The following is a 13,883-nucleotide window of genomic DNA, read 5'->3' as shown; positions in this document are numbered from 1 at the left end:
GAAGGTTTTTTTCAATTATTTTTTGATAAATATTATCTTCTAGTTCTATTCTTGTCAGCAACTCTGGCATCTTGAGCGACACGGAATCCAATCCAGCCATAAGCTCTGTTTTGATCTTTATATCTTCTTTGTCCCGGATCCAGCCAGTATGCAGTATCCTGCCAAGAACCACCTTTTACTACTCTGATGTCGTTAGACATAGCAGATGTTCTGTCTCTGGTGTCTTTTTGCAGTATTACTTTACCGCTTCCATCTACAATGAATCTTTGTTTAGGAGAGTTGTACATATCATATGCTGTTGCAGAATCTCCGGCTTTATAGTACTCTAAAGAAGATTGTCTGTCACCGTCTCTGTAATTTCTGTAATCAGCAATTGTTTGTCTTTCAAACTGTCCAGGTAAGTTTCTGTAAACTAATCTTCCGTCAGCTAAAGTATCATATTTAATGCTTCCTTCATCTACCATTTTGTAAGTTCCGTCTCCATTCTTTACAACAGCCTGAGGCATATTTCCTCTATAGTAATTGAAGTCACTGAAATCTTCATCAATAATAGGTCTGTAAACATCCGCTGTCCATTCAGACACGTTTCCATACATTCCATAGATTCCAAGATCGTTAGACGGATATTGTCTAACATCTGAAGTTCTTGCAGAACCGTCATTCTTCCAACCTGCGATACCTGAGTAATCTCCTCTACCCATTTTGAAGTTTTCAAGGAACATTCCTCTGTCTCTTCCTTTGGTACCTCTTAATCTCTCAATTTCAGGCTTCTTTCCAAGATATTGATTATATTCTCTGTTTTTAGCCATACCAAGCGCTGCATATTCCCATTCAACTTCTGTAGGAAGTCTGAATTTCTGAACCATTGCAGAGTTTGGAGCTCTGTTAGCAGCAAGCAATCTTTGGTTGGTTGTTTTCAAACCCGTTTTTTGCTGCATTCTTTGTTCGTTAATATATCCTTGCATTTCAGGATCATTCGCTTTGAATTTATCCATGTTAAATGCAGTTCCTCCTTGATTATTGGATTCGTTGATATACAAATCTTTAGCGATGATCCCTGCAGACATTAAAGCTTTTTCATTAGCTCTGTCTGTTAACCATTCGCAATATCTGTTTGCCTGAGTCCAGGAAACACCTACTACCGGATAGTAATCAAACTCCGGAGAACGGAAATACGTCTCGTTGTAATCATTTCTAGATAGTTTGTTATCCCATAATAAGGTATCTGGTAAGGCACCATTATAGATTTCCTTAAAACTTGGATCACTAGGTGGGAACACATACTTCAACCATGTAAGGTATTCGCGGTATTCGTAGTTAGTAATCTCTGTTTCACCGATAAAGAAAGAACTTACCTGCATTCTGCGAGGCGAATTATTCCAATCGTGCATGACATCATCTTTCACTAATCCCATTGTAAAAGTTCCACCTTCTACATATACCATCCCCGGCCAACCTTTCTGTTTTTGTTGCTTTCCTGCAAAAAACCAACCTTGTTTTTCGTTTGGTTTCCAACCCGTCTTACTGATAAATTTTTTTAGTACCTCCACCTTTGTTGGTACCCGATCCACCACAACTGGTTAATGCAAGTGTAGAACTTAATGCTATTAATGAAAACAACTTTAGTTTTTTCATAGTCGATATAAATATTTTCAAAGTACAAAGAAAAAATAAATTATTCAATAAATCAAGTAATCATTTGATTTTTTTGAAAAACGTTAACAAATTAATTTTATTGTATCGCAATTTAATTATAAAATTTTCATTTATTTTGTAATTTAGTAATTTCAAAAACAAACATGAAACAAATAATTACGTTTTTACTTCTATTAACTTCTGTATCAACGATTTATGCTCAAAGAATCACCATCGAGTGGGATGGATCAAAAATTCAAGATTTTGGAGACACAAAAATCAATCTTCCCAATTTTAAAAATAAGGGATTTTCATATGGCCAAAATAACATTTTTATAATAACCACACAAAAAATAGGTGAAAAGCAATTAAAAATTTCCAATTTAGTTTGGGAAGCAGTTTCAAACCGGGAGCTATTTGAGTTAAGCAAAAACGCATTACCTGATTATGATGTTTCTAATGTTTCTTATTATTACTCAGAAGGGGAACAATACGCCAGCGTACATGTTGGCCTGTTTAAAAATGTAAAAGGAAGAATACAAAGACTTTCATCATTTGAAATTTCAGAAGGAAACGGCTCTAATCAGATGATGAATGCAGCTAAGGTGGGAACGACCAACAACCCTTTGGCTAGCGGCGCTTTTTATAAAATTAAAGTAGACAAGTCCGGTATTTTTAAAATTACCACTCAGTTTTTAAAGGATAACGGGATCAATCCTTCATCTGTAAATCCAAGAAATTTCAGGATATATGGGAACGGAGGAATCATGTTACCGGAATATAACCAGGATGTAAAATACAGTGCTCTTCAGGAAAACGCCATACAGGTAGTGGGTGAAGATGATGGAATATGGAACGATAATGATTATGCCCTATTCTATGCTCAGGGACCTAATGGATACAATCTGTATAATAGTTCCAATGGTAAAGGATTCAAAAGAGCAGAAGAAAGAATTGACCGCAGTGAAAACGTAAAGAATATTTATGAAGATTTTTCCTATTACTACATCAATTTTGATAAAGGTGCGGGAAAAAGAGTTCAGCCTATAGATGCCAACCTGCCGGCTTCCCCACTAATTACACGATTTGATAATTACCAGGTGATCAATAATGATCAGAAAAACATCATGAAAGTCGGAAGGGTTTGGACAGAGGAAGCTCCGTTTACCACCGACAAATCGGTTACTTTTAACCTCACCACTCCAATCCTGGGCGGCGATCCCGTAAAATACAGAACACGGGTAATTGGGTATAAGTCTCAGGGAAACAGTATAACTTTTGATATTAATAATCAAAATGCTCAGCCTTTTTCATCCGGTTCAACGGACCCTGATTATGTCCCATATGTTTATTTTGGAGATGTTACCAATTTAAGTGGCAATCAGCTTACGATCAACTATAAACCGAACATCGCAACAAATCCTAATGGTTTGTTTTATTTTGATTACGCCGAAGTTCAATACAAAGAGGACCTTAGATATAACGGGTCACAGATGAATTTCAGGGATTTTTCCCTTGTAAGCGGATCCAACACCAGTTATGGATTCAGCGTAAGCAATACGGCGGGATTGGAACAGATCTGGGATGTCACGGATATCACCAATGCCAACAGAAGAGTCAACAAAGCAACAGGAAGTGGTAATTTTAATTTCGGATATATTACTTCTGATTTAAATTTCAATAACGAGTTTGTTGCATTTAAGGCTGATGCCGCTTATTCACCTCAATTCGTAGAGAGAATTGCCAACCAGAACCTCTCGGGATTACAAAATGTAGATTATCTGATTATTACAGTCCCTGAAATGATGTCCCAGGCTCAAAGGCTTGCCAACTACCATCAGACTAAAAATAATTATAATGTACAGATTGTAGATGTTAATAAAATCTATAATGAATTTGGAAGCGGAAGTAAAGATCTTACTGCTATCCGTGATTTTATAACCAAATTAAATACACCACTGGGAAGTTTAAAATATGTATTTATTCTGGGTGATACCTCTTACGATTATAAAAACAGGGTTCCTAACAATTCCAATGTGGTATCCAGCTATGAAAGTGAACAGTCTTCAGATTTCATTACTTCATTTGTTACCGATGATTATATCGTAATGACAAAACCACAAACTTCTGCTTCGATCCCGAATAACTTACCTGATGTGCCGGTAGGAAGACTTCCTGCGGCAAATGCTACTGAAGCAGCGGTAATGATGGATAAAACCCTTGCATATTACAATTCTTTACCGGGGCAGTCGACTCCTTTTGGGGAATGGCGTATGAAACTTGATTTCGTGGTAGATGATGATGATGATGGCGGAGGTCCTTTCCATGATGTAATGAACACTACATTAGCAACTGTTTTCGAGCAGCCGGGATCTACAAATCTTAAAGAATATAATGTAAGAAAACTCTATCTGGATGCTTTTCAGGCTCAGAGTACAGCAGGTGGACAAAGATACCCACAGGTAAACCAGGCAATCTCCAATGATATCGGAAACAGTATGTACCTGTTTTATTTCGGGCATGGAGGAATCAGCGGATGGGCTCAGGAAAGAGTGCTAACCCTTGATGAGATCAATAATGCCAATAACTTTTCTAATGTGTACAGCAGATTTCCATTCGTGTCTACGATTACTTGTGAATTTACGCTCTGGGATGAACCGGAAACCTTTTCTGCCGGAGAACGTTTTCTAAAAATGAAACAGGGAGGGCCGGCAACAATGATCACCTCAAGCCGTGCTATTGGTGTGGATTATGGTCGTGATTTTACAGACCTTTATACAAAAGATATTTTCAAACTTGTGAATGATGATTTTGAAACCCTTGGTGTTGCCCATTTAAATGCTAAAAGACAAAAAGGTCCGCAAGCAGACCACTTGAAAGTAAACCTTCTGGGTGATCCTGCTATGAAATTAAGCAGACCAAAAAGGTTATTGGTAATCGATGCTATAGAAACTCCGGTACCGGGACTGATCAGAGGTCTGGACTTTGTAAAAGTAAAAGGACATATCAACAATACAAACGGAAGTATTAATACCTCTTTTAACGGAAGAGTGGTTATCAATATCTTCGATAAGAGGCTTAATAAAAAAACATTGAATAACGACGGAAACCTCACCCCTATCCTTGAATATACTGAAGAAGGAAGTGCTATTGTGAAGGCCTCAGGTACTGCTGTGAATGGGGTATTCACTGTAGAATTTTATGTACCGAAAGATATTAATTATGCCGTAGGTGAAGGAAGAATCCTCGGATATGCTGACAATAAAGCTACGGACGTATTCAATAATCAGGCGGTACAGGTTGGAGATATTAACCCGAACGGAATTAATGACAGCCAGCCCCCTAAGGTAAAGCTGTACATGAACAATACAAACTTTGCGGATGGAGGTATTACAGACCAGAATCCGATGTTGCTTGCCTGTATTACAGATGATACAGGTATAAATTCAACAGGATCCGGTATTGGCCATGATATTACTGTATATTTGGACGGCCAGATCATCAATACTATTGTTTTAAACGATTTTTATTCTTCGGGAGAAGGAAATGGATGTCTGAGTCCGAGTCTTGCAGATTATCAGAAAGGAAATGTAACCTACCCTTTCAGGAATTTATCGGTAGGTCAGCATCAATTATCATTTAAAGTTTGGGATATAAACAATAATTCTACATCTGCAACGTTAAACTTTGAAGTTAAGGATGAAGCGGATCAGCATCTGGTAATCAACAGACCTCTTAACTGGCCGAATCCGTTTACCAATAAAACGTATGTTCAGTTTGAGCATAATTGTGATGATATTCTGAATGTAAATGTTCAAATCTATACAATAACAGGAAAATTGGTAAGAACTTTATCACAGGCTGTAGTTGCAGAACCGTTCCTACAGGGCTTTAGAACGCCACGTCAGGCAATTGAATGGGATGGAAGAGACGATTTTGGGGCAACTGTTGGGAAGGGAACATATATTTTTAAGATATTTGCAAAAAGTCAAAACCAAGAAAAATGCAAAGGAAGTGCCACAGCTGTAGAAAAAATGGTACTTTTGAAGTAAAATAAAATAAGGATAATAATAATATTAATAAAAAACTGATAATATATAAAAGACAACATATGAATTTAACTACTAAACTGCTTTTAGGAATTGGTTTAAGTGCTAGTTTTTTAGGCTATTCGCAAGATCTGGGGCAGGTAAGACCTGTATTGACCGGAGCTCCATTTCTAAGAATTGCACCAGATGCAAGATCTGGAGGTATGGGTGATCAGGGTGTCGTTACCTCTCCGGATGCATTTTCACAATTCTGGAATGCAGCGAAATATCCTTTTAGCAGAACGAGTTCTTCCGTAGGCCTTAACTACACCCCTTATATGGGAAAATTAACCAATGACGTATTTCTATTATATGGTGCATTCCATAAATTCTTAGGTCAGGATGAAAGATCTACGATCTCAGCAAGTATTTATTACTTCAACATGGGACAGGTAGACTTGACTCAGTTAGTAGGTAGCGAAGTAGCTTCAATGGGAACATCAAAACCAAATGAATTCTCTATTGATGTTGCTTATGGATTAAAGCTTTCAGATTCATACTCAATGGCTGTAACGGGTAGATTCATCCGTTCAGATTTAGCCGGAGGGTTCAACACAGATACTACATTAAAACCTGCCAATTCATTTGCGGTAGACGTTTCAGGATACTATACCTCTCCAAGATTTTCAAGTATCGGAGGATATGATGGTAAAGTGAATGCCGGTTTTGCTATTCAAAACCTGGGTCCGAAACTGGATTACACAGGAAATGAAGAATCAAGATCTTATCTACCTACCATGGCAAGATTAGGGGTTGGTTATGATATGTATCTGGACGACCTTAATAAAATCGGGATCAGCGTAGAAGGTTCTAAAATCTTGGTTCCGGGATCAGAATTCGTAGGAATGGATCCTAATACCAGACAGCCTATGTATGCGGTACCAAATGTGGGACCTATTGCGGGAATCGGAAAGTCTTTCAAAAACAAGAACAGTATCATGTATAGTGGTGCATTGGAATATTCATACGATAATGCTTTTGCAGTAAGAACTGGTTATTTCCGCGAAAGCCCTGAACAGGGAGCCAGAGAGTTCGCAACAGCAGGTATTGGTTTGAAGTACCGTTCTTTCGGACTTGATATTTCTTATCTGATCAATATGTCTAAAATTAATACAGCTTTAGATAACACGCTTCGTTTCGGTTTGACCTGGAATATCGGAGATGAAACTTCTAATGTTGATAATTAAAAAAATATAACATTTAAGTTTAGAAAAGTCTCATATTTATGAGGCTTTTTTGTTTGTCAATAATTATTTTTGTAATATGAACTATTCGGCGGAACTAAAAAAAATTTGTAACCAGTCAGTATGTATATTCTGCAATCAGGATTACATTAGCCACTGTATTACCTTGTTTGGTTCTCGCCCACTTTGGAATTTTAAAAGAATATTTCCTTTTCCCTCTGGGAACCAGCTTCGTAGCCCTTACTGACCAGCCGGGACCGTTTATCAGAAGAAGGAATGCCCTTACTTTTGCCATTGCCTGTTTTGTGTTTGTAGCACTTATTGCCAGCCTGGTGATGCATATTAAAGTACTGGTGATCCTCGAGATCATCGTATTTGCCATGTTTTTTTCACTTATTGGGGTATACGGGCAAAGGCTGGCTGCCGTTGGTTCTTTATCTCTGGTGGTATTAGCGATATTTATCGACGGACATCTGACCGGAGACAATATTTTTAAAAGTCTGCTGATCTTTGCGTCAGGCTGTATATGGTTTTTATTGATCTTCCTTATTGTTACGACTATTCAGCCTTATAAGCTGGCAAGCCAGATGATCGGCGAAAATTATCTCCAGTTGGCAGAATTTTTAAAAATAAAAGCAAATTATTATCAAAAGAATCCTGATTTCGATAAACTGACCACCCAGGTTATTGCCAAGCAGATAGGAATCAAGAACCTTCAGGAGGAAACCCGGGAAACCGTTTTTAAGACAAGAACCATTGTTAATGAATCTACGACGACCAGCAGATTATTGATGCTGATGTTCCTGAACTCAATGGACCTTCATGAGAAACTGATGACTTCTGAAAGTGATTATCAGAAGTTGCAGGAAAGTTTCAAGGACAGCATGATATTGGTTAATATCCATGATTACCTCAACCTGCTTTCAGAAGAAATAACAAACATTGGAATTTCCTTACAGTTGGGTACCCGTGCAAAACCTATTTTTGATCTGGAAATGGAACTTAAGAAACTGAATACCCTGTATTTTGAACTAAGGAACAGGCAGATCACACCCGAAACATTAGAAAACTTTATGATCCTGCGTCAGATCCTGATGCGTATCAGCGAGATTACAAAGGAAATCAACGAAATCTATAAAGTTTTTTCACAAGATGTAAAACTTGCAAAAAGTCTTTCAACAGGATTAGACCTAAGAAAGTTTATGCCTAATGAAGAAAAGCTGAATTTCAAAGTCCTTAGAAACAACATATCCCTATCTTCCTCTCAGTTTCGTCATGCCATTCGCATTACGACCGCTTTACTGATCGGGTATCTGTTTTCTCTTTTTCAGTTTTTAGGAATCGGCCATACTTACTGGATATTAATTACGATTACCGCTATATTAAAACCTGCTTATTCCATAACAAAACAAAGAAACGGACTTCGTTTGTACGGCACTATTGTAGGAGCTACAATAGCCTATATCATACTCCACTTTGTTCACATCAATGCTATATTATTTGCCACACTTCTGATCAGCATGATCCTTTGCTTCAGTTTACTAAAAGGTAAATATTTCTGGGCTGTATTATTTATGACGATCTATGTCTTTATGAGCTTTAATTTTTTAAGCCCCGGAAAGGTTGACGTTATTTTCAAAGACAGAATTGTGGATACGATGATTGCAGGTATTATTGCGTTCCTTGTTTCCTATATTGTCCTTCCTGTCTGGGAGCATACCCAGAATCTGGATCTGATGAAAAAATCTGCAGAAAGTAACCTCATCTATTTTCAGAGTGTTATTTCCAAATTCCTTGAAGATAATTTTGACCTTGAGGACTATAAGGTAAAACGTAAAAATGCGATTATTTCCCTGGCCAATCTTTCCGACAATTTCCAGAGGATGATCTCAGAACCCAAAAATCAGCAGAAGAAGCTGGAAGTTGTTCACCAGTTTGTAGCAACTTCCCATCTTGTTACGGCTTATACAGCTTCGCTTTCGCAATATGCTAAAAATGACGAGAAATATCCTGAAATAGATGCTGACAGCTGGAGCCGGAAAATAGAATCGGAGTTACAGCAGACCTATGCCCTTCTTAATGGTGAAAAAATCAATGAATCCCTTAAAATGGAAAGCCGTCTGGAACCGGAGGATTCTTCTATTGACGACCTCATGCTGAAAAGGAAAACAGAGCTTGAAGAAAATGAAGCTTCAGAAGTTAACGATCCCAATAAGATATCTCATCTTACAGAACTGAAAAACATCCATGATGTGCTTGAGCTTATTTATGATGTTGCTAAAGAGCAAAGAAAAGTGATCGAGAAATACAAGAACGAATCCGAAGCGGCTACTCCTCCACAATCGTAAAGCAGTAGTCATCAAAAAATTCTACCCTTGCTTTGAACTCATCTGAAAACTGATCGTCATACACCCGGCAGCTTATTTTATGAAGATTTTTTAGCTGAAAAGGCTTCACTTCATAGTTTTTCTTCAAGGACCAGTATTTGGAATGATGGATCTTATACATGCTTTCTTTTACGCTCCAGATAATGGTATAATAAGTATGGGCGAGATCTTCAGGAATAAATCTTCTTTCATTTTCATAGGTAAACTTATCAATAACCCTCATGATCTTAGGATTGAATTTTTCAATATCAATTCCGATTTTTCTTTTTGAAATGGCAATAGCTGCAAAAGGAAATGAATGGGTGATTGAAATTTCCGCATCTTTTGGGGAAAGAAAAGGTTCTCTTTCTTTATAGAGTATTTTAGAATCCGGCTTTAATCCTTTTAAAAGTTTACGAACCATTAAGACTTCCAGTAATTTCTTGGGATGGTAATCTTTTACTTTTTCCGCATTTTCAGGTTCTAAAAGATCATTAATATGTAATTCTTCGCTCTCATCATATTTCCAAATAAGAATTGTAGCGGTTTCATCTGAAAAATCTCGGTAAAGGGGCATTGTTTTTTATTGGATAAAAGTAATAAAAAGAAATGTAATGATCATATAATTGTAGAAGATGAAGTCGGGTTTTACTAAAAAGAAATCCTTTAATGAAAAAGGCAATCGTAAAAAACACTCTTCCTCTCCTACCTTCCAATTTATTTTGATTGATGGTTAACATCATTTCTATGCTCAAGGATTTCCAGGTTCTCATCAACAAAGTAAGCACTTCCAAAACCATTCACATAGGAACCTTTAAGTGGATGTAAAGCAATAAGAATAAAATCTTTCATTTCGGAAATAAGATCGACTACTTTTCCATGAGATTCTTTTAATTGACTTACCGCATTATTCCAGCTTTCAGAATCTCTTTCTATTGGTGATGTTTTGGCTTCAAAGGTTAACCGTTCACGGGCATACATCTGCTTGGTAGCCATCTCATCTTCTATAAGCATTACAGAAGTACTCCTTCCCTCTGCAAGATTTTTTGTATGTTTTGCCATAAAAGATACCAAAATGTAAAATGTATTTTCTATCTCTACAAAAGGAGCATAGCTGGAATGGGAATTTCCTTCGGCATCTACGGTGGCTAAAATCACACTTTTAGATCTATTTATTAACTCTTTTACTTTGGGAGTGAGTAGCTTTGTCTTTTTTTTGAGCATTATCCTGAGCATGGTTATCATTCATCTTACAACGATTTTATTGATGCAAAAATAGCTTATTTAGAGTAAATAAAAATAATATTAATTCATGTATAATCTCATCAATTGAACTTGATCCATCGTTTTTATATCTTAATTATTAATTGTAATTTTGCATTTCATTATCAATTGAATTTAAACTTATTCATTAACATATGAGTACTACAACACAATACGTTCCTTATAAAGTTAAGGACATTTCTCTTGCAGAATGGGGAAGAAAAGAAATTACTCTTGCTGAGGCAGAAATGCCTGGCCTGATGTCTATCCGTGAAGAATACGGACCATCTCAACCTCTAAAAGGAGCAAGAATTGCAGGATGTCTACACATGACGATCCAGACTGCTGTGCTTATCGAAACCTTAGTAGCTTTAGGTGCTGAAGTTACATGGTCTTCTTGTAATATTTTCTCTACACAAGATCACGCTGCTGCTGCTATTGCTGCTGCAGGAATTCCTGTTTATGCTTGGAAAGGATTAAATGAAGAGGAATTCGACTGGTGTATTGAGCAGACTTTATTCTTCGGTGAAGAAAGAAAGCCATTAAACATGATCCTTGATGACGGTGGAGATTTAACGAACATGGTTTTTGATAAATACCCTGAATTAACAAAAGATATCAAAGGACTTTCTGAAGAAACCACTACCGGAGTACACAGATTATACGAAAGAATGAAGAACGGTACTTTAGTAATGCCGGCTATCAATGTGAATGATTCTGTTACCAAGTCTAAATTTGACAACAAATACGGTTGTAAGGAATCTGCAGTAGATGCTGTAAGAAGAGCTACAGACGTAATGTTAGCAGGTAAAAGAGTGGTAGTTTGTGGTTATGGAGATGTAGGTAAAGGTACGGCAGCTTCTTTCAGAGGGGCAGGTTCTATCGTAACGGTTACTGAAATTGATCCTATCTGTGCTTTACAGGCTGCAATGGATGGTTATGAAGTAAAAAGATTAGATACAGTTGTAGATAATGCAGATATCATCATTACGACTACCGGTAACTTCAATATCGTGAGAGCAGAGCACTTCCTTAAAATGAAAGATAAGGCGATCGTTTGTAACATCGGTCACTTCGATAATGAAATTGATATGGCATGGTTAAACAAAAACTATGGTCATACAAAATCAGAAGTTAAGCCACAAGTAGATATTTATACCTTAGAAGGAGGAAAAGAAATTATCATCCTTGCGGAAGGAAGACTGGTAAACCTTGGATGTGCTACTGGACACCCTAGTTTTGTAATGTCCAATTCTTTCTCTAATCAGACTTTAGCTCAGATCGAATTATGGAATAATGCTGCAGCATACAAAAACGAGGTGTATACACTACCAAAACACTTAGATGAAAAAGTAGCTGCCCTTCACCTTAAAAAATTAAGCGTTGAGCTGGAAACTCTTTCTCCTGAACAAGCTGAATATATCGGTGTAGATGTAAAAGGTCCGTTCAAACCGGAATACTACAGATATTAAGATATAATCATACGCAATATACGGTCCCATTATTTGAATAATGGGACTTTTTATTTTTATCTTGTGAAGTAATTGCAGATATATTTTCTCAATTTTATTTTATGACAAACTTAATATACATATAATACTTAGATAACATTTACTTTTTCTTCATAGAGTATTTTAGCCCATCAAATAAAAAATACATATGAAAAATTTCGACTGGAGATTCTATCTTCTCGCATTATTATGCTTTCTTTCATTTATTTCATGCGGTGAACAAGCCTCTTTTGAAGAAAATGACTCTATTGCCAATCAGGTAAATAAAAAGGATAGATTTTCACGTTTAGGAGATAATGATCTCAAAGTACTCACTTACAACACATTCTTATTACGGGATATCGCTGTAGCCTCTACCACACAATGGTCGCAAAATCAAAGGGCAGAAAAAATCGGGACGGCAGACTTTATCAAAAATTATGATGTATTACTCCTGCAGGAATGCTTTGACAATACAGCTTCAACAATACTTCGAGAAAAACTTTCTTCAAAATTCCCTTACCAGACACCTATTCTTGGACAAACCAAACAAGGCTGGAATAGCACTTCCGGAGACTGGAGAGAAGTAGTCTCGGGCGGACTGGAAAACGGTGGAGTGATGATTGCCAGTAAGTACCCGATTGAAATAATGAATCAATATATCTTTCCCAAAGGATGTGATTTCGATGCCCTTTCTTTAAAGGGCTTTGTGTACGCACGTATTATTAAAAACGGAAAACGGATTCATTGTATTTCTACCCATCTTCAATCTACACAACCCGGCTGCCAGGGAAATGAAGTCAGCATCAGAAAAAGCCAGCTGGAAATGATCAAATCTTATGTGGATGCGCTTCAAATTCCTGCTGATGAAATGCTTGTGTATGGCGGAGATTTTAATATTATTAAGAACAGCCAGGAATACCCTGTCATGCTGCAAACGTTAAATGTATCTGCACCTGTCTACAAAGGTCTTTCACAGACATGGGATACCCAGACGAACACCATGCCATCTTACCATTATCCTTATCCTAAGAATCAGCCGGAATATCTGGATTATATCTTCGTTTCCAACGAACACCTTACACCTCTATCCTGGCACAATATAGCTTTTGATCCCGTAAGCAATACCCTTATGACGTATACCAATCTCACCCAGGACACTTATTACTGGACAGATTATTCGGATCATTATCCTGTAGAAGGAGCCATCAGTACGGATGAAACATCTCCCAAAAAGAGTATGAAATTCAGAATATATGATAAGGTATCTTTAAGATCCGTAGCTACCGGAAAATATATTACCAGCAACCTTTCAAAACCAGATGATTGGCTTACCGTATCCGCTTCTGCTCCTGATCAGAATACATGGTTCAATCTTGTTAACCTTGGGGCTGGGGACAATTATTTCGATCTCAAAGAAGGTCCGGTACGGGTAGAGATCAGCGAGCGTATTAATAATTTCTGGTATTGGGAGTATCTGAACGGAGGAGCTTATTACTATTTCCCGAAATTTGGCAAATCCCTTAAAAACCTGGAACTGGTCCTTGTGAAAAAGAAAAACGGAAACACTTCTACAAGCATAGAAAATGGAGATACCGTTGCCTTCAAGGACAAAACCTCCGCAGGAAAAACATATTTCCTTCAGGTATATCAAAAGAACGGTACCGATTGGATCTATTTAAATGGAAATACAATCGGTGCTGCCGAACAATTTGAAGTACGGATGAACAATACTTCCCAACAAAATTGGTATTAAATTTCATCCCTGAAAAAACATAAAACTCTCCACATTAGGAGAGTTTTTTTATAGAGCTACTTCCCGCTATCCGCTCATACTCCTCGCACCCAACCTTACCA

At 37.2% G+C, this 13,883-nt stretch carries 7 protein-coding genes and 1 pseudogene; 5 read left to right on the top strand and 3 right to left on the bottom strand.

Annotation, left to right across the window (positions count from 1 at the left end):
* Positions 1-32: 32 nt before the first annotated feature.
* Positions 33-1,635: pseudogene (gene gldJ / locus ACJ5H0_RS17165) on the bottom strand (gliding motility lipoprotein GldJ).
* Positions 1,636-1,799: 164 nt separating this feature from the next.
* Here gldJ and porU point away from each other — a divergent pair.
* From porU to ACJ5H0_RS17150, 3 genes are all read left to right on the top strand, one after another.
* Positions 1,800-5,687 carry a type IX secretion system sortase PorU gene (porU, locus tag ACJ5H0_RS17160; RefSeq protein ID WP_172277264.1) on the top strand — a complete coding sequence of 1,296 codons (3,888 nt, stop codon included), beginning with the start codon at positions 1,800-1,802 and terminating at the stop codon, positions 5,685-5,687.
* A gap of 59 nt (positions 5,688-5,746) precedes the next feature.
* Entirely contained in the window at positions 5,747-6,910 is a 1,164-nt protein-coding gene (gene porV / locus ACJ5H0_RS17155) for a type IX secretion system outer membrane channel protein PorV (RefSeq protein WP_411250832.1), read from the top strand.
* Between the two features lie 167 nt (positions 6,911-7,077).
* Entirely contained in the window at positions 7,078-9,255 is a 2,178-nt protein-coding gene (locus tag ACJ5H0_RS17150; protein ID WP_411250829.1) for an FUSC family protein, read from the top strand.
* Here the strand turns inward: ACJ5H0_RS17150 and ACJ5H0_RS17145 are convergent.
* Together ACJ5H0_RS17145 and ACJ5H0_RS17140 are read right to left on the bottom strand one after the other, a co-directional pair.
* Entirely contained in the window at positions 9,236-9,850 is a 615-nt protein-coding gene (locus ACJ5H0_RS17145) for a 4'-phosphopantetheinyl transferase superfamily protein (RefSeq protein WP_411250826.1), read from the bottom strand. The two genes, ACJ5H0_RS17150 and ACJ5H0_RS17145, sit on opposite strands and share 20 nt — an antisense overlap.
* 140 nt (positions 9,851-9,990) lie before the next feature.
* Complete coding sequence (locus tag ACJ5H0_RS17140; protein WP_411250823.1) at positions 9,991-10,431, bottom strand: HugZ family pyridoxamine 5'-phosphate oxidase; 441 nt, start codon at positions 10,429-10,431, stop codon at positions 9,991-9,993.
* Between the two features lie 260 nt (positions 10,432-10,691).
* On the opposite strand from ACJ5H0_RS17140, the gene ahcY reads away from it, so the two are divergent.
* Together ahcY and sph are read left to right on the top strand one after the other, a co-directional pair.
* Positions 10,692-12,008: an adenosylhomocysteinase gene (gene ahcY, locus ACJ5H0_RS17135; RefSeq protein ID WP_172277249.1), complete on the top strand. Its 1,317-nt coding sequence runs from the start codon at positions 10,692-10,694 to the stop codon at positions 12,006-12,008.
* Positions 12,009-12,195: 187 nt separating this feature from the next.
* A complete protein-coding gene (gene sph / locus ACJ5H0_RS17130; protein WP_411250820.1) occupies positions 12,196-13,782 on the top strand; it encodes a sphingomyelin phosphodiesterase in 1,587 nt (528 codons plus the stop codon).
* Positions 13,783-13,883 lie beyond the last annotated feature (101 nt).

Origin of the sequence: Chryseobacterium proteolyticum, from assembly GCF_046591535.1 — a bacterium.
GTDB classification, from domain to species: Bacteria; Bacteroidota; Bacteroidia; order Flavobacteriales; family Weeksellaceae; genus Chryseobacterium; species Chryseobacterium proteolyticum.
This window is presented reverse-complemented; position numbering and strand designations above follow the sequence as displayed.